General features: G+C 67.8%; 25 protein-coding genes. 16 read left to right on the plus strand and 9 right to left on the minus strand.

The window, feature by feature from the left end; genetic code table 11:
* Positions 1 to 93: 93 nt before the first annotated feature.
* Positions 94 to 891: a TIGR04255 family protein gene (locus tag AC5Y2S_RS01190; RefSeq protein ID WP_499903642.1), complete on the plus strand. Its 798-nt coding sequence runs from the start codon at positions 94 to 96 to the stop codon at positions 889 to 891.
* Here AC5Y2S_RS01190 and AC5Y2S_RS01195 read toward each other — a convergent pair.
* The gene (locus AC5Y2S_RS01195) at positions 881 to 1780 is read right to left on the minus strand and encodes an SAM-dependent methyltransferase (protein WP_499953285.1); all 900 of its coding nucleotides are present in this window, start codon (positions 1778 to 1780) and stop codon (positions 881 to 883) included. The two genes, AC5Y2S_RS01190 and AC5Y2S_RS01195, sit on opposite strands and share 11 nt — an antisense overlap.
* A 90-nt stretch (positions 1781 to 1870) precedes the next feature.
* Here AC5Y2S_RS01195 and AC5Y2S_RS01200 point away from each other — a divergent pair, with 90 nt between their 5' ends.
* From AC5Y2S_RS01200 to AC5Y2S_RS01210, 3 genes are read left to right on the plus strand one after another with little or no spacing between them, the layout of a single operon-like run.
* Complete coding sequence (locus AC5Y2S_RS01200; RefSeq protein ID WP_499953286.1) at positions 1871 to 2371, plus strand: nucleoside deaminase; 501 nt, start codon at positions 1871 to 1873, stop codon at positions 2369 to 2371.
* 18 nt (positions 2372 to 2389) lie between these two features.
* Complete coding sequence (locus tag AC5Y2S_RS01205; RefSeq protein ID WP_499903645.1) at positions 2390 to 2800, plus strand: ArsR/SmtB family transcription factor; 411 nt, start codon at positions 2390 to 2392, stop codon at positions 2798 to 2800.
* Complete coding sequence (locus AC5Y2S_RS01210; RefSeq protein WP_499953288.1) at positions 2797 to 3000, plus strand: zinc transporter Slc39a7; 204 nt, start codon at positions 2797 to 2799, stop codon at positions 2998 to 3000. Before AC5Y2S_RS01205 ends, AC5Y2S_RS01210 begins: the two co-directional genes overlap by 4 nt.
* Before the next feature lie 6 nt (positions 3001 to 3006).
* Here AC5Y2S_RS01210 and AC5Y2S_RS01215 read toward each other — a convergent pair whose 3' ends face one another.
* Positions 3007 to 4020, minus strand: a complete 1014-nt coding sequence (locus AC5Y2S_RS01215) for an oxygenase MpaB family protein (RefSeq protein ID WP_499953289.1) — start codon at positions 4018 to 4020, stop codon at positions 3007 to 3009.
* Positions 4021 to 4088: 68 nt separating this feature from the next.
* On the opposite strand from AC5Y2S_RS01215, the gene AC5Y2S_RS01220 reads away from it, so the two are divergent.
* The 5 genes from AC5Y2S_RS01220 (at position 4089) to phoU (ending at position 10067) form a co-directional block, all read left to right on the plus strand.
* On the plus strand, positions 4089 to 4703 hold the full coding sequence (locus AC5Y2S_RS01220) for a TetR/AcrR family transcriptional regulator (RefSeq protein WP_499953291.1): 615 nt from the start codon (positions 4089 to 4091) through the stop codon (positions 4701 to 4703).
* Between the two features lie 167 nt (positions 4704 to 4870).
* The gene (locus AC5Y2S_RS01225; protein WP_499953292.1) at positions 4871 to 5893 is read left to right on the plus strand and encodes an acyl-ACP desaturase; all 1023 of its coding nucleotides are present in this window, start codon (positions 4871 to 4873) and stop codon (positions 5891 to 5893) included.
* A gap of 3 nt (positions 5894 to 5896) precedes the next feature.
* Complete coding sequence (dusB, locus tag AC5Y2S_RS01230; protein ID WP_499953293.1) at positions 5897 to 7030, plus strand: tRNA dihydrouridine synthase DusB; 1134 nt, start codon at positions 5897 to 5899, stop codon at positions 7028 to 7030.
* Positions 7031 to 7234: 204 nt separating this feature from the next.
* Positions 7235 to 9340, plus strand: a complete 2106-nt coding sequence (locus tag AC5Y2S_RS01235) for an LCP family protein (RefSeq protein ID WP_499953295.1) — start codon at positions 7235 to 7237, stop codon at positions 9338 to 9340.
* Positions 9341 to 9398: 58 nt separating this feature from the next.
* Entirely contained in the window at positions 9399 to 10067 is a 669-nt protein-coding gene (gene phoU / locus AC5Y2S_RS01240) for a phosphate signaling complex protein PhoU (RefSeq protein ID WP_499903652.1), read from the plus strand.
* Between the two features lie 6 nt (positions 10068 to 10073).
* Here the strand turns inward: phoU and pstB are convergent, their stop codons facing one another.
* From pstB to AC5Y2S_RS01270, 6 genes are all read right to left on the minus strand, one after another.
* Positions 10074 to 10850 carry a phosphate ABC transporter ATP-binding protein PstB gene (gene pstB, locus AC5Y2S_RS01245; RefSeq protein ID WP_499903653.1) on the minus strand — a complete coding sequence of 259 codons (777 nt, stop codon included), beginning with the start codon at positions 10848 to 10850 and terminating at the stop codon, positions 10074 to 10076.
* Positions 10851 to 10862: 12 nt separating this feature from the next.
* Positions 10863 to 11777, minus strand: a complete 915-nt coding sequence (gene pstA, locus AC5Y2S_RS01250; protein ID WP_499953297.1) for a phosphate ABC transporter permease PstA — start codon at positions 11775 to 11777, stop codon at positions 10863 to 10865.
* Entirely contained in the window at positions 11774 to 12811 is a 1038-nt protein-coding gene (gene pstC / locus AC5Y2S_RS01255; RefSeq protein WP_499953298.1) for a phosphate ABC transporter permease subunit PstC, read from the minus strand. The genes pstA and pstC overlap by 4 nt, the downstream gene beginning before the upstream one ends.
* 44 nt (positions 12812 to 12855) lie before the next feature.
* Positions 12856 to 13980, minus strand: coding sequence for a phosphate ABC transporter substrate-binding protein PstS (gene pstS / locus AC5Y2S_RS01260; RefSeq protein ID WP_499903656.1), 1125 nt, complete (start codon positions 13978 to 13980; stop codon positions 12856 to 12858).
* A 159-nt stretch (positions 13981 to 14139) separates the two neighbouring features.
* Complete coding sequence (gene mshD / locus AC5Y2S_RS01265; RefSeq protein ID WP_499953300.1) at positions 14140 to 15063, minus strand: mycothiol synthase; 924 nt, start codon at positions 15061 to 15063, stop codon at positions 14140 to 14142.
* Entirely contained in the window at positions 15060 to 15839 is a 780-nt protein-coding gene (locus AC5Y2S_RS01270) for a winged helix-turn-helix transcriptional regulator (RefSeq protein ID WP_499953301.1), read from the minus strand. Before AC5Y2S_RS01270 ends, mshD begins: the two co-directional genes overlap by 4 nt.
* Positions 15840 to 16013: 174 nt before the next feature.
* On the opposite strand from AC5Y2S_RS01270, the gene lmeA reads away from it, so the two are divergent.
* The 7 genes from lmeA (at position 16014) to AC5Y2S_RS01305 (ending at position 19995) form a co-directional block, all read left to right on the plus strand.
* Positions 16014 to 16826, plus strand: coding sequence for a mannan chain length control protein LmeA (gene lmeA, locus AC5Y2S_RS01275; RefSeq protein ID WP_499954308.1), 813 nt, complete (start codon positions 16014 to 16016; stop codon positions 16824 to 16826).
* A 73-nt stretch (positions 16827 to 16899) separates the two neighbouring features.
* Complete coding sequence (locus AC5Y2S_RS01280; RefSeq protein WP_499953303.1) at positions 16900 to 17316, plus strand: thioredoxin family protein; 417 nt, start codon at positions 16900 to 16902, stop codon at positions 17314 to 17316.
* A 29-nt stretch (positions 17317 to 17345) separates the two neighbouring features.
* Positions 17346 to 17435, plus strand: coding sequence for an Ms5788A family Cys-rich leader peptide (locus AC5Y2S_RS01285; protein WP_499953304.1), 90 nt, complete (start codon positions 17346 to 17348; stop codon positions 17433 to 17435).
* A gap of 107 nt (positions 17436 to 17542) precedes the next feature.
* Positions 17543 to 18007 carry a DUF4395 domain-containing protein gene (locus AC5Y2S_RS01290; RefSeq protein ID WP_499953306.1) on the plus strand — a complete coding sequence of 155 codons (465 nt, stop codon included), beginning with the start codon at positions 17543 to 17545 and terminating at the stop codon, positions 18005 to 18007.
* Positions 18008 to 18045: 38 nt separating this feature from the next.
* Entirely contained in the window at positions 18046 to 18879 is an 834-nt protein-coding gene (locus tag AC5Y2S_RS01295; protein ID WP_499953307.1) for a sulfurtransferase, read from the plus strand.
* Between the two features lies 1 nt (position 18880).
* Entirely contained in the window at positions 18881 to 19183 is a 303-nt protein-coding gene (locus AC5Y2S_RS01300; RefSeq protein WP_499881751.1) for a DUF1416 domain-containing protein, read from the plus strand.
* Between the two features lie 143 nt (positions 19184 to 19326).
* On the plus strand, positions 19327 to 19995 hold the full coding sequence (locus tag AC5Y2S_RS01305) for a heme-binding beta-barrel domain-containing protein (protein ID WP_499903662.1): 669 nt from the start codon (positions 19327 to 19329) through the stop codon (positions 19993 to 19995).
* A 250-nt stretch (positions 19996 to 20245) separates the two neighbouring features.
* On the opposite strand, the gene AC5Y2S_RS01310 is transcribed toward AC5Y2S_RS01305, so the two are convergent.
* Complete coding sequence (locus AC5Y2S_RS01310) at positions 20246 to 21112, minus strand: aminodeoxychorismate lyase (RefSeq protein ID WP_499954310.1); 867 nt, start codon at positions 21110 to 21112, stop codon at positions 20246 to 20248.
* Positions 21113 to 21183: the final 71 nt, after the last annotated feature.

Here is a 21183-nt window from a genome sequence, read left to right on the forward strand (position 1 = left end):
ACGGCGCCACGGCCGAGTCTGCGAGCTCCTGGCCCCACGGGCGCGCGGCAGGCCCCGGTTTCACCGTCGGACGCCTTGACTATGCTCGGCAAGATGAGTGTCGATGCGGCCTACCCAAACGCGCCAGTAGCCCTGGTAACCATGGAAATCCGTCACCCCGCAACGGATTCCCTCACCGAATCATCGAGCGCGGAGCTGAGGCGCCTGCTCGCGGACCTTTTGCCCATCGAACGCCAGGCGCAAGACGTCGCCTGGGCGATGGGCGCCGGCGGGCAACCGCAACCGGCCGCCGAGCGCTTCGTCCGTTACGTCAACCGCGACAACACGCTCGCCGCCTCGATGAAGACCCAGGCGGTCGTGATCGAAACCACCGCCTACAGCAACTTCGAGACGCTGGTCGACCTGGTGATGCGGGTCATCGACGCCCGCGCGCAGTTCTCGCCGATCGTCGGGGTGGAACGCCTCGGCCTGCGCTACGTCCTCGAGATCCGCGTCCCGCAGGGCGTGGACGGCCGCATCGAATGGAGCAACTGGATCGCCGAGCCGCTGCTCGGACCGCAGCGCATCGCGCCCGCCGGGCTGACCCTGACGGAATGGCAGGGTGCGGCGGTCTACCGGGAGGCGCAGCCAGGCAAGTCCATGATCGTGCGCTACGGCCCGGGAGTGGGTCAGGCGCTGGACGCGAGCTACCACCTGCGCCGGACCATGCCGGCCCAACAGGGACCGTTCTTCCTGATGGACATCGACAGCTTCTGGACTCCGCTCGGCTCGATCCCCGAGTACGACCGCAACACCGTGCTGGCGACCTTCCAGGACCTGTACGACCCGGCCCGCACCGTGTTCCAGGAGATGCTCACCGACCGCCTGAAGGACGACCTGCTCAGCCGGTAAGCGTCGCGCTGGTGTACGTCACGTCGGCGAAGGCTTCGGCGAGCTCGTCGTCGGGATAGACGAAGCCGTTGGCGGCGTGCAACTCCCTGACGGTTTGCGACGACGTCCGCCAGCCGCGCTGCTGCAGATGGTCGAGTATGTGGCTGCGGTGACCGTGATAGACGAGATCGTTGAAGTCGATCTCGAACCCGAGTTCGCTCATCCGGTCGTGGTGTGCGCGCCACCGCTCGTCGGCGAAAATGGCTGTGTCGGGCACGAATTCGAAAGCCAGGCGGCTGTCGGGGGCGCTCAACGCGGTGACGTGGTCGAACAGCGCGTCCTGGGCCTCGTCGGGCAGGTACACCAATAGGCCCTCGGCGCTCCAGGCCGCGGGAGCCTTCGGGTCAAAGCCGGTGTCCCGCAGCGCCGCGGCCCAGTCGTCGCGCAGGTCGATCGCGACGGTGCGCCGCTCGGCGGTCGGCTCGGCGCCGAGGTCGCGCAGCGTCAGCGTCTTGAACTCGATCACCTCCGGCATGTCGACCTCATAGACCACGGTGCCCGCAGGCCACGGCAGTCGGTACGCGCGCGCGTCGAGCCCCGACGCCAGGATGACGACCTGGTTGATGCCGCTTTGCGCGGCGTCGAGGAAGAACCGGTCGTAGAACCTGGTGCGGCAGGCCATCCCGCGCGCCATGCGCTGTGGGTCGAACTCGGATTCGGTGCCGACCGGGATCTCGCCGTTGACCAACCGGACATAGACGTCGATGCCGACCGCGCGCACCAACGGCGCCGCGTACGGGTCGTCGATCAATTTCTGGTCGGTCGACAACGCCCGCTGGGCAGCGACCATGGTCGCCGTGGCCCCGACGCTCGTCGCAAGGTCCCAACGATCACGATCGGTGCGCGCCATGGTGTTTCCTCATCCCGGCCGAAAAACATAGACAATCTAGTTACTATCACAGCGCCGCTCACCCATCCCAGCGGGACTACCCTGCGACCTGTGACGGACTTCGCCCAGCGGACGATCGACCTGGCCCGCCAGAACGTCGCCGAGGGCGGCCGCCCGTTCGCGACGGTGATCGTCAACGACGGCGAGATCCTGGCCGAGAGCGCCAACAGGGTCGCCCAGACCAACGATCCGACCGCGCACGCGGAGATACTGGCCATCCGCGAGGCGTGCATGCGACTCGGCACCGAGCACCTCGTCGACAGCACCATTTATGTGCTGGCCCACCCGTGCCCGATGTGCCTGGGCTCGCTGTATTACTGCTCGCCCAGGGAAGTCGTGTTCCTCACCACGCGCGAGGCTTACAGGCAGTACTACCTGGACGACCGCAAGTACTTCGAGCTCGCCACGTTCTACGACGAGTTCGCCAAGGCCTGGGACCACCGTCGGCTGCCGATGCGCTACCAACCCGAGGAAGCGGCGGTGGACGTCTACCGGTTCTGGAACGAACGCAACGGCGGCCGGAGCCAAGCCACGGTCGTCCCGCCGGGATGAGGCGGCTATTATCTGCGTATGCATGCAGATAGTAGCGAAGGCCGCCTACCCGACGACCAGGCCGGCCTCGTCGTCGAGGTGTTCCGGATGCTCGCCGACGCCACCCGCGTACAAGTGCTGTGGTCGCTGACCAATCGCGAGATGTCGGTCAACGAACTCGCCGAGCACGTGGGCAAGCCCGCGCCGTCGGTGTCCCAGCACCTGGCCAAGCTGCGGATGGCGCGGCTGGTCCAGACGCGCCGCGAGGGAACCACCATCTTTTACAGCCTGGAGAACGACCACGTTCGCCAGCTCGTCATCGACGCGGTGCGCAACGCGGAGCACGCCGGCCCCGGTGTTCCCCTCCATCACCGAGCCGAGGGCGGGCTGAAGGCGGTGTCCAACGGCCCTAAACGACAACCTATTTCACACCCGAAAGGTAAACGATGACCGAACAGCACACCCATGATGCACCGCACGCGCACGAGCACCGCCATGCCGACGGCGCTCACTCACATGCGCACACCACCCACGAACACGACCACGTCACCCACGAGCACGCGCACACCCACGACGACGGAACCGAGCACACTCACGTGCACGTGCACCAGTCCGACCTCGAAGGCGCGCACAGCCACGCGCACGACTAGCGGAAGCTAGGAGACCCTCGGGCAGTAGTGCTTTGGGTTGTCGCGTTCGTCCACCGGCGGCAGGTTGCGCGCCGGCGTCTGCACCAGCGGTGTGTCGTGCGGGATCCGCCCGGTCACGCGATCCCAGCCCGCGCGCGCCCGTGGGTGTTTGCGGTATCGCATTGGCACGCAGGCAAAGACGAGGCGGACGAGATCGCCGAACCGGCGGTGCAGCCATTCGTCGCGGCGCGACCACCGGTAGCCCATCAGCTCGCGCACGGGCGGATCGTAGAGGCCGACGGTGAGCCACACGAAGAACGGGGCCATCAGTTTGCGCTGTGCGGCCCACAGCGCGTCCGGAAGCCATTGGGCGAACGGTGGTTTGGCCAGATCGGTCAGGTCGAGGACCGCGCGCGCGGCGTAGTTGTTCTCTAACACGTTGCGGCACATGTGCTCCCAGTACTCCTGGAACTCTTCCCAGGATGCCGGCACCGGCCGCATGCTCATGCCGTACATGCGATACCACTCGACATGCTCGTCGAAGAGCTGGCGCCGCTGCGCTTCGGTCAGCCCGCCGCAAAACCGCTCTGCCACATGGATGGTGCCGACGAAGAAGGTGGCGTGCGCCCAGTAGAAGACATCCGGGTTCAGCGCGTGGTAGCGCCGGCCCTGTTCGTCGACCCCCTTGATGTCGGTGTGATAGTCGCGCACCTCGGCGCCGGTGCCCGGGGCACGGTCGCCGTCGAACACGACGCCACCAATCGGATACAGCGAGCGCAGCAACCGCGGCCAGCGCTCCCGGAAGAACGTCGAATGGTCGATGACCGCCGCGCCGAGCTGCGGGTGCATGTTCTGCATGGATCCCGCCCACGGACCCTGCAGCATGCCGCGCCAGTCGCCGAAGTACCGCCAGGTCAACGAATCGGGCCCGAGGGGGCTCGGCGGCGTGGCGTAGCCCAGCGGTGACACCGGGCACCCACCGGCGACACCATCGGAGGCGCCGCTGTTCAGCGGGCGGGCCGCGGACGTATGTTGAGTCACTATTGGATCCCCGTAAGTATGTGGCAATTCTGACTACGTGCGTTGTCACTTTAGAGCTTAGGAGCGATGTGCAGACGGGTCAACGACGGGGGCGTTGGACCGGCGTGCCCCTCGAGAGCCGCCTCGCCCTCCGCCGCGACAACCTCATCACCGCGGGCGTGCAGTTGCTCGGCAGCGACCGCGGCCCCGCGCTGACGGTGCGTGCCGTATGCCGGAAGGCCGCGCTCACCGAACGCTACTTCTACGAAAGCTTCGCCGACCGCGACGAATTCGTGCGCGCCGTGTACGACGACGTCTGCACGCGCGCGATGAACACCCTCACCTCGGCGAAGACGCCGCGCGAGGCCGTCGAACAATTCGTCGAGCTCATGGTCGACGACCCCGTGCGGGGCCGGGTGCTGCTCCTGGCGCCCGCGGTGGAGCCGGTGTTGACGCGGTCGGGCGCGGAATGGATGCCCAACTTCATCGACCTGCTGCAGCGCAAGCTGTCGCGCATCGGCGATCCGGTGCTGCAGAAGTTGATCGCCACCAGCCTGGTCGGCGGGCTGACGAGCCTGTTCACCGCCTACCTCAACGGCCGGCTCGGGGCCACCCGCAAGCAGTTCATCGACTACTGCGTCAACATGCTCTTCAACGCCGCGGCGCCCTACGTACCGCCCGCCGAGCAGGAGAAGTCCGAGTAGCGGTTTCGCGCACACCCCGCACTGGCTAGCCGTAAGGAGCCGGGTTCTCCGCGATGCCCGTCCACCGCCGAAAACTCGACCGCGCGGCGCGCTGCGAGGAACTTGATGCTACCGGGGGACACAGATATATTGACTGCTACCCGCAGACACAGATAACTGGAGGGGCCATGTCAGCGGAGCTGACTGATTTACAGCTTTTGCATGAACTCGAACCGGTCGTGGAGAAGTACCTGAACCGGCATCTGAGCGTGCACAAGCCCTGGAACCCGCACGACTACATCCCGTGGTCGGACGGCAAGAACTACTACGCCCTCGGCGGCCAGGACTGGCACCCCGAGGAGAGCAAGCTCTCCGACCTCGCCCAGGTGGCGATGGTGCAGAACCTGATGACAGAAGACAATCTGCCCTCGTATCACCGCGAGATCGCGATGAACTTCGGTATGGACGGCGCGTGGGGGCAGTGGGTCAACCGCTGGACCGCCGAGGAGAACCGGCACGGGATCGCGCTGCGCGACTACCTGGTGGTGACCCGCGCGGTCGACCCGGTCGAACTGGAGAAGCTGCGCATCGAGGTGGTGAACCGCGGCTTCAGCCCGGGCCAGAATCACCAGGTTCGGGAAGACCTGTTCGCCGAGAGCCTGTTCGATTCGGTCATCTATGTCACGTTCCAGGAGCTGGCGACCCGGATTTCGCACCGCAACACCGGTAAGGCCTGCAACGAGCCGATCGCGGACCAGATGCTGGCAAAGATCTCGGCCGACGAGAACCTGCACATGATCTTCTACCGCGACGTCAGTGAGGCCGGGTTCGAGATCGATCCCAACCAGGCTACGAAGTCGCTGCACAAGATCCTGCGTAACTTCCAGATGCCCGGCTTCCAGGTACCCGAATTCCGGCGCAAAGCCGTTTTGATCGCCGTCGGGGGCGTGTACGACCCCCGCATCCACCTCGACGACGTCGTCATGCCGGTGCTGAAGAAATGGCGCTTCTTCGAGCGTGACGACATCACCGGTGAGGCGGCCGAGTTGCGCGAAGACCTCGCCCTGCTGATCAAGGAACTCGAGGCGTCCTGCGACAAGTTCGAGGTTTCCAAGCAGCGTCAACTCGATCGGGAGGCCCGCACGGGCAAGAGGACCACGGCATTCGAGCTGCATGAAACGGCCGGCAAGCTGACGATGAGCCGCCGGTAGTCCGTGCGCATCGGTCCGATCACGCTGGCCAGCCCGGTGGTGCTGGCCCCGATGGCGGGCGTGACCAATGTCGCGTTCCGGACGCTGTGCCGGGAGCTGGAACTTTCCAAGGTCGGCACTGTCAGCGGGCTGTACGTCTGCGAGATGGTGACCGCGCGCGCCCTGGTCGAGCGGCATCCGGTCACGATGCACATGACGACGTTCGCGCCCGACGAGTCGCCCCGCTCGCTGCAGCTCTACACCGTCGACCCGGCGACCACCTATGCCGCGGCCCGGATGATCGCGGACGAGAACCTGGCCGACCACATCGACATGAACTTCGGCTGCCCCGTGCCCAAGGTCACAAAGCGTGGCGGCGGGGCGGCGCTGCCGTTCAAGCGGCGGCTGTTCGGCCAGATCGTCGCCGCGGCCGTGCGGGCCACCGAGGGCACCGACATCCCGGTGACCGTGAAGTTCCGGATCGGCATCGACGACGAGCACCACACCCACCTGGACGCCGGCCGCATCGCCGAGGCCGAGGGCGCGGCCGCGGTCGCGCTGCACGCCCGCACGGCGGCGCAACGCTACTCGGGCACCGCCGACTGGGACCAGATCGCCCTGCTCAAGCAACAGGTGCGGACCATCCCGGTGCTCGGCAACGGCGACATCTACGACGCCAGCGACGCGTTGGCGATGATGGCCAGCACGGGATGCGACGGCGTCGTCATCGGTCGCGGCTGCCTGGGCCGGCCCTGGCTATTCGCCGAGTTGTCGGCCGCGTTCACCGGCAGCCCGGCCCCGAGCCCGCCCACGCTGGGCGAGGTCGCCGACATCGTGCGCCGGCACGGCCGGCTGCTGGCCGCGCATTTCGGCGAGGACAAGGGCATGCGTGACATCCGCAAGCACGTCGCCTGGTACCTGCACGGATTTCCAGCCGGATCCGAGCTGCGGCGAGCGCTGGCAATGGTCACGACGCTGGATGAGCTCGACATTCTGCTCGACAGGCTGGACCGCAGCGTCCCGTTTCCGGACGCGGCGAGCGGCCCTCGTGGCCGGCAGGGCTCACCGGCCCGCGTGGCCCTTCCCGACGGCTGGCTGGCCGACCCGGACGACTGCACGGTGCCCGCGGGCGCGGACGTCATGCACTCTGGTGGCTAAGCGTTAACACGCGCGAAATCGCGTCCGCGCCGATAACTCAGTACGATGTGGACCTTGCTGCATTGCGCTTCGGTGGGGGTCGGTTGCGTGCCGCCTCGGGAGCGCGGGAACACCGTGCGGCCCACGGGTGGCACGGCCCGCGGCGCTGATGGCTAGTCCGGCGTCGCATCGGAATTGCACCAGAGTTTTGGAGGCCGATCGGACATGGGTAATGGCGGCACCGACGCCACTCGTGGCCCTCGGCGCACCCCGCCACCGGCGCTGGGCGCCGCCCCGTGGGAGCGGTTCGCGCAACCGCCGTCCGAGCACGGCGTCCACCGCTGGCTGGCCGAGCCGGCCCCGGACGAGGGTGTCGAGAGCGTCGAGGCCGCCGAGCCGCCGGCCGTCGAGGCCGAAAAGGCGGGGTGCCACACCGACGGCGGGCTCACGGTCGCCGATCTGATCGCCAAAGTCGGGGCCCCCAGCACCGCCCGGCCCAGTCACCACCGTGCCGCGCCGGACGCCGAAATTCCCGAAACCAGGTCCGACCTGCCCGTCTACCTGCAGGAAACGCAGGTGATCGATACCCCGGCCTATCTGTTCGAGCCCGCGCCGGAGCTGCCCGACCCCGAGGCCGCCGACTACGCGGTTTACGCGGATTACGACGTGTTCGAACCCGACGAGACCGAGGCCGGCCCCGCCCCCGAGCGGGAGTCCGAGAACCGCGAGCCGAAGGCCAAGCGACGGCGGCGACGCCCGATCTTGGTGGCGGTGCGTTCCATGGCGGCATTCTCCGCGGTGCTGGCGCTGGCCCTGACCGGCGGGGCGTGGCAGTGGAGCGCGTCGAAGAACAACCGCCTCAACATCGTCAACGCGCTCGACCCGAACTCGAGCGACATCCGCGATCCCGGCGGCCAGTACGGCGACGAAGACTTCCTGATCGTCGGGATGGACTCCCGGTCCGGGGACAACGCCAACATGGGCGCCGGGGACGCCGACGACGCCGGCGGGGCGCGGTCGGACACAGTGATGCTGGTCAACATTCCCGCCAACCGCAAACGCGTGGTGGCGGTGTCGTTCCCCCGCGACCTCGCGATCACTCCGATCCAATGCGAGGCGTGGAACCCCGACACCGGCAAGTACGGACCCCTCTACGACCAGAAGACCAAGACCTGGGGTCCCAAGACGGTCTACACCGAGACGAAGCTGAACTCGACCTTCGCGTTCGGCGGCCCGAAATGTCTGGTCAAGGAAATCCAGAAGCTGTCCGGGTTGAGCATCAACCGATTCATCGCCGTCGACTTCGCCGGCTTCGCGAAGATGGTCGACGCCCTCGGCGGAATCGAAGTCTGCAGCCGCACACCGATACACGACTACGAACTGGGCACCGTCCTCGAACACGGAGGGCGCCAGGTGCTCGACGGGCCGACCGCGCTCAACTACGTGCGGGCCCGCCAGGTCACCACCGAGACCAACGGTGACTACGGCCGCATCAAGCGCCAACAGTTGTTCCTGTCTTCGCTGTTGCGGTCGCTGATCTCCGAGGACACCCTGCTCGACCTCAACAAGCTCAACAACGTCGTCAACATGGTCATCAACGACACCTCCGTCGACAACGTCAAGACCAAGGACCTCGTCCAGCTCGGTCAGTCGCTGCAGGGGATGGCGGCCGGACACATGACGTTTGTCACCGTGCCCACCGGCGTGACGGACCAGAACGGCGACGAGCCCCCACGGATGGCCGACATGCGGGCGCTTTTCGACGCGATCATCAACGACGACCCGCTGCCCGAGGAAAACGACCAGAACGCGCTGAATTTGGGGAACTCGTCCACCCCGACGCCAGGTTCGGGCCCGAGCAAGGCGCCCACCACCAAGAAGGCGCCGAGCCCCACCGCGACCCCGGAGGCCCAGCAGCAGCAGGTGACGACGACGGCGCCGCAGGATGTAACGGTGCGGGTATCCAACGCGACAACGCAGAGCGGGTTGGCGGCCACCGCGACCAGCCAGCTCAAGCGCAACGGCTTCAACGTGATGTCGCCGGATGACTATCCCAGCTCGGTGAGCACGACGACGGTATTGTTCTCGCCCGGCAACGAGCAGGCCGCCGCCACGGTGGCCTCGTCGTTCGCCAACGCGAAGGTCCAGCGGGTGTCTGGCTACGGCCAAGTCATCCAGGTGGTGCTGGGGCCCGACTTCAACTCGGTCGCCACTCCCGCGCCCACCGGCTCGTCGATCAGCATGCAGATCGAACGCGGGTCGGGCAACACTCCGACGAAGCTGCCCGACGACCTGACGGTCACCAACGCGGCCGACACCACCTGCGAGTAAAGATTTTTGGCGCTAGCGCGCCATCCTTTTCCGGCGTCGAGAACGTAGGCTTGGCGGCATGCGGACGGCCTACCATGAGCAGCTCTCGGAATTATCCGAGCGCCTGGGCGAGATGTGCGGGCTGGCGGGGATCGCCATGGAGCGGGCCACCCAGGCCCTGCTGCAGGCGGATCTGGTGCTGGCCGAACAAGTGATCTCCGACCACGAGAAAATCGCGACGCTGAGCGCCGAAGCGGAAGAAAGCGCGTTCGTGCTGCTGGCGCTGCAGGCACCGGTCGCCGGCGACCTGCGGTCCATCGTCAGCGCCATCCAGATGGTGGCAGACATCGACCGGATGGGCGCGCTTGCCTTGCACGTCGCAAAGATCGCACGCCGGCGCCATCCCCAGCACGCGCTGCCCGAGGAGGTCAACGGGTATTTCGCCGAAATGGGCAGGGTCGCAGTCGAATTGGGCAACAACGCGCAAGAGGTGGTGTTGTCGCGCGACCCGGAGAAAGCCGCCCGGATCCGCGAGGAAGACGACGCCATGGACGATCTGCACCGGCACCTGTTCTCGGTGCTGATGGACCGGGAGTGGAAGCACGGTGTGGCGGCGGCCGTCGACGTGACGTTGCTGGGCCGCTTCTACGAGCGCTTCGCCGACCACGCGGTGGAAGTGGCGAGGCGAGTCATTTTCCAGGCGACCGGCAGCCTGCCGGAGGACGAGACCAAACCGCCTGCGCGCTAGCGTTCGCTAGCCGAAGCGGCCCGAGATGTAGTCCTCCGTCGCCTTCTGGGTCGGGTTGGAGAAGATCTTCTCGGTGTCGTCGACTTCGATTAGCCGTCCGGGCTTTCCGGTGGCCTCCAGGTTGAAGAACGCCGTCTGATCGCTCACCCGGGCGGCCTGCTGCATGTTGTGCGTGACGATGACGATGGTGTAGTCCTGCTTCAACTCGCTGATCAGTTCTTCGATGGCCAGCGTCGAAATCGGGTCCAGCGCCGAGCACGGCTCGTCCATCAGCAGCACGTCGGGCTGCACGGCGATCGCGCGCGCGATGCACAGGCGCTGCTGCTGGCCACCGGACAATCCACCGCCGGGCCGGTCCAACCGATCCTTGACCTCTTCCCACAAGTTCGCGCCGCGCAGCGAGTGCTCGGCCGTCTCGTCGAGCAGCTTGCGGTTGCGCACGCCCTGGAGCTTGAGGCCGGCGACCACGTTGTCCCGAATCGACATGGCGGGGAACGGGTTCGGCCGTTGAAACACCATGCCGATCGCCCGGCGCACACCGACCGGGTCGATACCGGGAGCGTAGATGTCTTGGTCGTCCAGCAGCACGCTGCCCTCGACCCGGGCGCCGGGGATCACCTCGTGCATCCGGTTCAGCGTCCGCAGCACGGTCGTCTTGCCGCAGCCCGACGAACCGATGAACGCGGTCACGCTGCGGGGCAGGATTGACATCGTCACATCTGCGACCGCCTTGAACGACCCGTAGTAGATGTTGATGGATTTGAGGTCCAACCGCTTGGCCACTAGTGCTCCTGCCTACGACTTCCTGGGGGCATAGAATTTCGCGATCACCCTGGCCCCGACATTGATGACCGCGATGACCAGAATGAGGGTTAGCGCCGCACCCCACAACCGATCCGTGGGCACCGGGTTGACGCCCGCGCCGGCCGACGTCTGGTCGTACATCATGCCGGGCAGCGATCCCATGAACCCGTGTGCGATGTCGAAGTTTATCGACTGCGAATATCCGACGAGGATGAGCAGGGGCGCCGTCTCACCCAGCACCCTGGCCACCGCCAGCATGATCCCGGTGATGATGCCGGACATCCCGGTGGGAATCACGACGCGGGCAATGGTTTTCCACTTCGGGATGCCCAGCGCGTAACTGGCCTCGCGCAGGTCCACCGGAACGATCCGCAGCATCTCCTCGGTGGCCCGCACGATCACCGGCAACATCAACAGGACCAACGCCAGCGACACCGCGAACTGGGACCGGGGCAGCCCCAGCGTCGCCACCCACAGCGCGTAGATGAACAACGCCGCCACGATCGAGGGCACGCCGGACAACATGTCGACCATGAAGGTGGCCAGCCGGCCCAGTGGTGTGCCGCCTCCGTATTCGACCAAGTAGATCGCCACCATGATGCCGATCGGCACCGAGATGAGGGCGCACACCACTCCCTGCAGCAGGGTTCCGACGATCGCGTGGTAGGCGCCGCCGCCGGCCACGAACGCCGTCATACCGGCTTGGGAATGCGTCCACCACGTGGTGGACCCGACCGCCTTGAGCCCCTTGGCGATTACCGAGTACAGCACCAACAGCAACGGGATGACGGCGATCACCATCGAGATGGTCACCAACGCGGTCGCGGCGTTGTTCGCGACCCGGCGGCGGCGGCCGAGGTCGGACAGGGCCCGCGCCTTGAGCGGGCGGTCGAGCATCGAGGTCATCGACCGCCCCCGCGGTTGCCGGCGCCGGCCACGGCTCCGCGGGCCAGCGTGTCGACGAGGAACGTGAGCAGAAACAGGACCAACCCCGCCGCGATGTAGGCGCCGGCCTTGAACCGGTCGTCGAATTCCCCTGCCGCGCCCGCGATCTTGGTCGCGAAGGTCGAGCCGCCGTCGAACAGCGACCACCCGAACGCGGCCTGGGTACCCCGCAAGATGATCAGCAGCGCGACCGTCTCGCCCAGGGCGCGGCCGAGGCCCAGCATCGCGCCACTGACGTAACCGGATCGCCCGAACGGCAGCACGGTGGTCCTGACCACTTCCCAGCGCGTGGCGCCGAGCGCCAGCGCCGCCTCGATCTCCTCGTGCGGCGTCTGGACGAACACTTCCCGGGTCACGGCGGTGATGATCGGCAAAATCATGACCGCCAACACGATCCCGCCGGTGAAGATGGTGCCGCCGCCCGCCACCGACGCGTTGCCGGTGGCGAACAGGAAACACCAGCCGAGGCTGTGATTCAGCCAGTTGGCGACCGGCCGCAGCTGCGGCGCCAGGACGTACAGGCCCCACACGCCGTAGACGATCGAGGGCACCGCGGCGAGCAGGTCGACCGCGTAGGCCAGCGGCCCGGCGACCCGCCGCGGCGCGTACTGCGTGATGAACAGGGCGACGCCCAGGGCGACCGGCATGGCCAGGACCAAGGCGAACACCGAGACGAACACGGTCACCTGCAGCAGCTCGGGGATTCCGAAGTGCATGGCCGACGTGTCGGTGGTGACCCAGCTATCCCCGTAGCTGAAGAAGTTCTCGCGGTTGCGCCTCAGCGCCGGAATCGCGCGCAACAGCAAGAACCCGCCGATGGCCGCGATCAGGACAACGACGAGAACGCCCGAACCCCTGGCGAGCCAACGGAATATCCTGTCGCCCATCCGCGGCTGGGCACGTCCCCAGGGGCTGATCGGCACCACCGGCGATTCCGGAAAGGGCGCAGCGACAACCGCACCCGAACCCGCTGCGGATGGGTCTGGTGTTGTCACTGTGATCCCGTCACAGTTCTGCTGTCGCTCCTCGCGCCCACCGGTCACTGCATGGCATTGATCGCGGTAACCAATCGCCCCTTGACCTTATCGGTCAGCGGAACGTAACCGGCGGACGCGAGGCCGGCCTGCCCGTTGGTCGCGGCCACGCCGAGGAACGACTTGATCGCCGCGGAGGTATCTGCGTCGTAACCCTTCGAGCACACGATCTCGTAGGTGGCCAGCACCAGCGGATACGAGCCCTCCTGCTGGCCGGCGTACACCGGGTTCAGGTCGAGCACCAGGTCGTTGCCGTCGGCCACGAAGCTGGCCGCCTGGATGGCCTTGTTGGCGGTGTCGGCGGTGAGCGGAACCACGCCGTTGCCGGTGCCGATCAGGGCATACGGCAACCGGGCCTGGTCGGCGAACCCCTTCTCGACGTACCCGATGGCACCCGGTGTGGCCCGCACGGCCTGGATCACGCCGGCCGACTTCGCGGCCCCTTCGCCGACGCCGCCCTGGAACTCCGTGCCCACGCCCCGGGTCCAGCTCTGCGGCGCGGCGGCCGTCAGATATTTCTGGACGTTGTCGGTGGTTCCCGACGAGTCCGCCCGGTAGATCGGCACCACCTTGGTGGCGGGCAGCGCCACCCCGGGATTGAGCGCCGCCAGGATCGGGTCGTTCCAGACCGTGATCCTGCCGCTGAAGACCTTGGCCAGGGCGTCGCTGCTGACGACCAGCTGCTGGACGCCGGGCAGGTTGTACACCAGCGCGACCGGGCCGAAAACCAGCGGCAGATCCCACGCCGGGTTTCCGTCGCAGCGTTTGGCGGCCGGGCCGATCTGGTCGGCGACGAGCGGCGAGTCCGCCCCCGCGAAGTCGACGTGGCCCGCGATGAACTGCTCGCGGCCGGCGCCCGACCCGGTCGGGTTGTACGACACGCCCTTGCCCGGGCAGTACTGCCCCCACACCTGGTTGAACAGCGACATCGCGTTCAGTTGGGCGGTCGAACCCTCCGCCGTCAACCCATTCTTGCCCCCGCAGCCCGCCGTGCCGGTGGGTCCCGAGATCGCGGCCGGCGACGCGCCGCGGCGGTTGTCGTCGCTGCCGCAGGCGGTCAGGGTTGCACCGCAGATGGCCAGCGCCAGCGCGACGACCGTCAGCGCCCTGCCGTGCCTGTCGAGCCTCACCGATCTCGCTTTCTGACGCATTTCGGGACGCATCCGGGCGCCGCTGGCCACTCCCCAAAAGAAGGTTGCCAAGTCACCGCGAAAATATGCGCCGATAGGACCCAGAGAAGTCGGTCGAGGTGAATGCAATGTGAACACTTCGCATCCACACGACGAGGGTCAGCCGGGCGCCGGCGCGAAAGCGGTATCGACGCTGTAGATGGTGAATCCCAGGCGCTCGTAGGTCCGCACCGCGGCGACGTTGTCGGACTCCACGTAGAGCATCACAGTCGGTTCGGCCGAACCGGACAGCCGCCGTGCCAGGTACTGAATCCCGGTGGCCGTCAACGCCTGCCCCAGGCGCCGGCCCTGGGCCGCGGGATCAACGCCGACGACGTAGACCTCGCCCATACCCGGTCGGTCGAGGTGCACCTTGGTCCAGTGGAACCCCAGCAGCCTGCCCGCCTCGTCGCTGTTGCGGGCGCCGAAGGCCAGGAACAAGCCGGCCGGGTCGAACCAGGGTTCACTGCGCCGCTCCGCCAAGTCGGCCTCGGTCCATCCGCCCTGTTCGGGGTGGTAGGCGAATGCCGCGTTGTTCACCCGCAACAGCTCGGCGTCGTCGGACGTGCCGTGGTAGGTGCGGATCTGCACCCCGGGGACCGGCGGCACCGGGTCGCCGGCGTCGCGCAGCGACCGCCGCATTTGGACCAGCTCGCGCACGGCGACGAGGCCGAGCGCGGACGCGGTCGCCCGGGCCGGCTCGAGGGTGCCGTGCGCCCAGAATCGGTTGCGCCCGCCGGTCCTGGTCACCGCCGCGCGTCCCAGCGCGGCGCCGATACCGCGCCGGCGGGCCCGCGGGTGCACCACCAGTTCGGCCATCCCGGCGCCGCCGTCGCGTGGCGGGCTCAGATTGAGATAGCCGGTGACCGACCCCGGTTGGCCGCCGGTGACCAACAGGTGCTCGGTGCGATCGTGCCCCAGTTCGCGCAGCACCTGTTCGCCCACCGGCGCTACCCCATCGAATTCGGTTGCCGCCGAGACGAGTTCGCGCACCCCCTGCTGCTCATCGGCGGTCAGTGTGGAGCGCCACTCGGGCGGGCTCACTGACTGCGTAGCGGGTCGCCCAGCGGGTTGTGCAGATCCTCGGAGTCGGCCTCGGCGTCGTCGACGGCATCGACATCATCGGGTTCGGCGAGCGGCGCGCGGCCGCGCGCCGGGCGGACGGCCTTGTAACCCACGTTGCGCACCGTGCCGATCAACGCCTCGTACTCGGGGCCGAGCTTGGCCCGAAGCCGCCGCACGTGCACGTCGACCGTGCGGGTGCCGCCGAAGAAGTCGTAGCCCCACACTTCGTGCAGCAGTTGCGCGCGGGTGAACACCCGGCCGGCGTGCTGGGCCAGGTACTTCAGCAGCTCGAACTCTTTGTAGGTGAGATCGAGCGGGCGGCCCCGCAGCCGCGCGGTGTAGGTGCCCTCGTCGATCACGAGCTCGCCGAGGCTCACCTTGCCGGCACTCTCCTGGTCCGCCAGCCCGCCGCGGCGACCGACCACCAGCCGCAGCCTCGCGTCGATCTCGGCGGGCCCGGTGCTGGGCAGCAGGATCTCGTCGAGACCCCAATCGGCGCTGACGGCGACCAGGCCGCCTTCGCTCACCACCGCCAGGACGGGGACGGACCGGCCCGCCGTGCTCAGCAGCCGGCAAAGGCCGCGCGCGGACGACAGGTCGGTGCGCGCGTCGACGAGCACGGCGTCCGCGGTTCCGGCCTCCAGCAACGAGGATGGTTCTGGCGGCGCCGTCCGAATGGTGTGGGGAAGCAACGACAACGACGGCAGCACCGGGTCGGGGTGCAGCTCCGAGGTCAGCAGTAAAAGCTCCAACAAGCCCCTCCAAATCGTGGGAAAGGCGTCTCCCAATTTCGATAACGCCACGACGCGTTGGTTGCCAGGTCATCTAACGATAACGTGCCACCTGCCTTTTCGGGGCAGGGTATCTGCCAGTGTGAGGCCCGCCACCGGACGGTGCATGACGCGGCGGCAATGCGATTACGCGACAATGTGCGCATGCGCAAGGTGCTGATCGGGGTCGCGGCGGCGGGTGTTGCCGTGGCCGTGATCGTCATCGGCGCCGTCGGCGTCGACTACGGAACCAGCATCTATGCCGAATACCGGCTATCGACCAGCGTGCGAAAGGTGGCGAACTTGGGGTCCGACCCGTTCGTCGCGATCGTGGCTTTCCCCTTCATCCCGCAGGCGATGCGGCACCGCTACAGCCAGGTGGAGATCAAGGCCAACGCGGTCGATCACACGATGGTCGGCACCGCCACCCTCGAGGCCACCATGTACTCGGTCGATCTGACCCAGGCGTCCTGGCTGATCAGGCCCGAGGCGAAATTGCCGGTGGGCCGGCTGGAGAGCCGCATCATCGTCGATTCGATTCACCTGGGCCGGTATATGGGCATCACCGACCTGATGGTCGAGGCGCCCCCGGCGGTCACCAACACCGCCACCGGCGGCGTCACCGCCTCGGGCATCTCCGACAGCCACGGCCTGGTGTTCAGCGGCACGCCCAAATCGGCCGACTTCGACCACCGGGTCAGCGTCTCGGTCGACCTGTCCATCGCCCCCGACGACCCGACGACGCTGGTGTTCACCCCGACCGGCGTCCTCACCGGCCCCGACACCGCCGACCAACCCGTTCCGGACGCCAAGCGGGACGCGGTGCTGCGCGCCTTCAGCACCAGGCTGCCCAACCAGCGGCTTCCGTTCGGCGTGGCGCCGACCTCCGAGGGCGCCCGTGGGTCCGACATCATCATTGAGGGCGTCACGCAGGGAGTAACCGTCGCCCTCGAGGGGTTCAAGCAGTCATGACCCGCGCCATCGACGATGCAGAGCGCAGCGATGAGGTGGGGGCACCTCCCGCTCGCGGGGGAGAGTGGCGCGCATGACCACAGTCGTCTGCGCGACCGTAGCGGCCGTCTTGGTGGCAACCCTTGCCGGATGGCTGCTGACGCGCCGCTCGGGACACGTCCGCGAGATCGCCGCCGATCGGGGCGCCGACACCGACACCGCGGACCTGGGCCTGTCTCGTACCGGCCCGACCATCGTGCATTTCAGCGCCCCGTGGTGCGGGCCGTGTGATCGGGTCCGTCGGGTGGTGGACCAGGTTTGCGAGGACATGGGCGACGTCGCCCACCTCGAGATCGACCTGGACGCCGATCCGGCGACGGCCCGACGGTTTTCGGTGCTCTCCCTGCCCACCACGCTGATCTTCGACGTCGACGGGCGACAGCGGTACCGCGCGTCCGGCGTGCCGAAGGCCGCCGACCTGCGCTCGGTGCTGCAGCCGCTGTTGGCTTGACGACGGCGTCATTGGGTAAGCTTGCCGACGTGTCAGCCCGCCTCGAGCCCATGCTCACCAAGCGTCGCGCAGTCGAACTGTGCCGCATCGCGGGTTGTTGTTGTTGCTGTAGCTGCTGAGTAGCGGCGCCGCCGCGCGCACTCGGAGCAGCTTCGGAGCCCCCACCGAGGCTTTCCAAGTCGTGCCTCCCCCATTTCCGCGCAACAAGATTTCTAGGAGCAACACCGTGCCGAGCAGCAACACCGCCGTCGAGCCGGACCGCGTCGACGTCCGCGGCCCCAGGTTCGCCGCCTGGGTCACGACCGCGGTGCTGGTCGCCGCGCTTGTCGTTTCGGCCCTCAGCCCGCCGGTCGCCGCAATCATTCTCGGGGCGCAGGCCGTCGTCTTTGCGATCGGCGCCGTCGGCGGTCCGCGCCGGCATCCCTATGGGCGCATCTTCGCCACCGCCGTGGCGCCCCGGCTGGGGCCGGTCACGGAGCGCGAGCCGGTCGCGCCGCTGAAGTTCGCCCAACTCGTCGGCTTGATCTTCGCGGTCGTCGGCGCGGCGGGATTCGCCGCCGGCGCCTTCCTGGTCGGCGTCATCGCCACCGCATTCGCGCTGGTCGCCGCCTTCCTGAACGCGGCCTTCGGCATCTGCCTGGGCTGCCAGATCTACCCGCTGGTCGCACGCTTGCGCCCCTCTCCCTCCTAGCCCCCTGTTCATCAGCAGCAATCGAAAGGAACCCATCCATGGCACGCTCCGACGTCCTGGTCTCCGCGGACTGGGCCCAGAGCAATCTCGACGCCGAGAACGTCGTCTTCGTGGAAGTTGACGAGGACACCAGCGCTTACGACACCGGTCACATCCCCGGCGCGGTCAGGCTGGACTGGCGCACCGATTTGCAGGACCCGGTCAAGCGCGACTTCGTCGACGCACAGCAATTCTCCAAGCTGCTGTCCGACCGCGGCATCGCCAACGACGACACCGTGATCCTCTACGGCGGCAACAACAACTGGTTCGCCGCCTACGCCTACTGGTACTTCAAGCTGTACGGCCACGAGAAGGTCAAGCTGCTCGACGGCGGCCGCAAGAAGTGGGAGCTCGACAGGCGCCCGCTTTCCACCGACACGGTCAGCAGGCCCGCCACGTCCTACACCGCGGCCGCGCCCGACAACAGCATCCGGGCCTTCCGCGACGAGGTCATCGCGGCCATCAACGTCAAAAACCTGGTCGACGTGCGCTCCCCCGACGAGTTCTCGGGCAAGATCCTCGCCCCGGCCCACCTGCCGCAGGAACAAAGCCAGCGGCCGGGCCACGTCCCGGGCGCGATCAACGTCCCGTGGAGCAAGGCCGCCAACGAGGACGGCACCTTCAAGTCCGACGAGGAGCTGGCCAAGCTGTACGCCGACGCCGGCCTGGACGGCACCAAGGAGACCATCGCGTACTGCCGAATCGGCGAGCGCTCGTCGCACACCTGGTTCGTGCTGCAGGAATTACTCGGCCATCGGAATGTCAAGAACTACGACGGCAGTTGGACGGAATACGGCTCCCTGGTGGGTGCCCCGATCGAGTTGGGAAGCTGATATGTGCTCTGGACCGAAGCAAGGACTGACGTTGCCCGCCAGCGTCGATCTGGAGAAGGAAACGGTCATCACCGGACGGGTTGTGGACGGCGACGGTCAGGCGGTGGGTGGCGCGTTCGTCCGCCTGCTGGACTCGTCGGACGAATTCACCGCCGAGGTGGTCGCGTCGGCCACCGGTGACTTCCGGTTCTTCGCCGCACCGGGATCCTGGACGCTGCGCGCGCTGTCCCCCGTCGGCAACGGCGACGCCGTGGTGGCCCCGTCCGGTGCCGGCGTTCACGAGGTCGACGTCAAGATCGCCTGACGGGCCGGCCGGTCCCCGGGGACTCCCGGGACGAATAGACTCGTTCCCGTGGTGCTCTTCTTCGAGATCATGCTGGTCGTCGCGGTCGTGGTCATCTCATGGTTCGCGCTGTACACCCTCTACCGGCTCATCACTGACGAGTCGTGACTTCCGAGGATCCTGACGGCCCGGTCGTTTCCGGCGGCTCGGGCGACCGCGCGGTCGCTGCCGCCGCCGAGCGCGCGAAGGTTACGGCGGCCCGCAACATCCCCGGCTTCGACGATCTGCCGGTGCCCGCCGACACCGCGAATCTGCGCGAAGGGGCGAACCTCAACGACGCACTGCTGGCGCTGCTGCCGCTGGTCGGGGTGTGGCGCGGCGAGGGCGAGGGCCGCGGAGCCGACGGGGACTACCGGTTCGGCCAGCAGATCGTGGTCTCGCATGACGGCGGCGACTATCTGAATTGGGAAGCGCGGTCCTGGCGGCTCGACGACGCGGGCGGGTACTCCGAACCCGGCCTGCGCGAGACGGGCTTCTGGCGCTTCGTCAGCGATCCCGACGACGATCCCACCGAGTCGCAGGCGATCGAGTTGTTGTTGGCCCATTCGGCCGGGTACATCGAGTTGTTCTACGGGCGGCCCCGCACGCAGTCGTCGTGGGAGCTGGTGACCGACGCGCTGGCCCGCAGCCGGTCGGGTCTGCTGGTCGGCGGCGCCAAGCGGCTCTACGGCATCGTCGAAGGCGGCGACCTGGCCTACGTCGAGGAGCGGGTGGACGCCGACGGCGGTCTGGTGCCCCATCTTTCGGCGCGGCTGTCGCGGTTCGCGGGGTAACGGCCTACCGGCGTCCTGACATGGAGCGGCCCCCGAGCAAAGCTCCTGGTTGGACTGACCGGAAGCTCGGGGGCCGGGTGGCTACGGGGAATTCGCCAGCGCGCGTTGATCGCCGACTCTTCCGAGCCAATGCAGCTAGCGGGTAGCCACCTCACATGTCCATGAACCTATCAATTTCGCGGACCACCTCCTTCCCTGTGTACGGCCGACCGTACCCGGCATTTCGCGAGCCGACAACAGAATTCAGCGCTCAGCGATCGCTGACGATGGCCGCGTCGACCAGTTCGGCGAATTCGGTGGCGATCGGGGATCGGAGCAGTCGGCGTCCGTCGAGCGTGTGCACCCGTGCCGCCAGGGTCATGCTCGATATCAGCCAGATCCCTTGGGCCGCAAGCAGGTCCGCGACCCGAAGCGCGCGGTAGTCGCAGTCGTAGCCCTTGGCGCGGGCCACCTCGAAGAGCGCTTGTTGCGTGGTGCCCCGCAGGATGGGATACCAGGGCGGCGGTGTCAGCAGGCACGGATTCCCGTCCGCGCCCGGTTCGGCGGCGATCACCACCGTCGAGCGTGGGCCTTCCAGAATGTAGCCGTCGGCGCTGACGAAGATGACGTCGCCGGCGCCCTGCCGGGCGGCGTGCCGCAGCGCGGCCATGTTGACCGCGTACGACAGCGTCTTGGCGCCGGCCAGCAGCCACGGCATGGCGTCGGCGCCCCGGGCCGGCAGGCCACGATCCAGCGTCATCGCGGAGAGCCCGTCGCGGCGAACCGCGGTCACCCGTTCCGGGACGGCGTTGACCATCACGTAGGCGGTCGGCGTCGAACCGCCCTCGCGGCCGCGGGTGTAGATCAGGCGCATCGCGCCCTCGTCGGACGTGCCCGCGGCCCACCGCCGCGCCGCCTCCTCGATAGCAGTTCGCCAAGTCGCGAGGTCCGGCGCGGGCAGGTCCATCATCTTGGCGGACTGCGTCAGGCGCTGCAGATGGGAGCCGACCAGGCAGGCACGCCCGTCGCGCACCAGCAGCGTCTCGAAGATGCCGTCGCCGCGAACGGCCGCCAGGTCGTCGGCGTGCAACAGCGGCGTCCCCGGCGGGTGCACCTCGCCATCCAGCGTGACGATCACACCCGTCTGGTCGGCCATGGAGGGTAAGCCTAACCGCGAGGGTGCGGCCAGCCGCACGGTCGCAGTCGAGC

The organism is Mycobacterium sp. NGS69 (assembly GCF_059812165.1).

Bases quoted from the DNA above. Each gene is read 5' to 3' on its own strand.
- AC5Y2S_RS01280 (WP_499953303.1), top strand. From the start codon at position 16,900: ATGACCACAGTCGTCTGCGCGACCGTAGCGGCCGTCTTGGTGGCAACC.
- AC5Y2S_RS01225 (WP_499953292.1), top strand. From the start codon at position 4,871: ATGTCAGCGGAGCTGACTGATTTACAGCTTTTGCATGAACTCGAACCG.
- AC5Y2S_RS01210 (WP_499953288.1), top strand. From the start codon at position 2,797: ATGACCGAACAGCACACCCATGATGCACCGCACGCGCACGAGCACCGC.
- AC5Y2S_RS01235 (WP_499953295.1), top strand. From the start codon at position 7,235: ATGGGTAATGGCGGCACCGACGCCACTCGTGGCCCTCGGCGCACCCCG.
- AC5Y2S_RS01295 (WP_499953307.1), top strand. From the start codon at position 18,046: ATGGCACGCTCCGACGTCCTGGTCTCCGCGGACTGGGCCCAGAGCAAT.
- phoU (WP_499903652.1), top strand. From the start codon at position 9,399: ATGCGGACGGCCTACCATGAGCAGCTCTCGGAATTATCCGAGCGCCTG.
- pstA (WP_499953297.1), bottom strand. From the start codon at position 11,777: ATGACCTCGATGCTCGACCGCCCGCTCAAGGCGCGGGCCCTGTCCGAC.
- AC5Y2S_RS01190 (WP_499903642.1), top strand. From the start codon at position 94: ATGAGTGTCGATGCGGCCTACCCAAACGCGCCAGTAGCCCTGGTAACC.
- AC5Y2S_RS01300 (WP_499881751.1), top strand. From the start codon at position 18,881: ATGTGCTCTGGACCGAAGCAAGGACTGACGTTGCCCGCCAGCGTCGAT.
- AC5Y2S_RS01195 (WP_499953285.1), bottom strand. From the start codon at position 1,780: ATGGCGCGCACCGATCGTGATCGTTGGGACCTTGCGACGAGCGTCGGG.
- AC5Y2S_RS01205 (WP_499903645.1), top strand. From the start codon at position 2,390: ATGCATGCAGATAGTAGCGAAGGCCGCCTACCCGACGACCAGGCCGGC.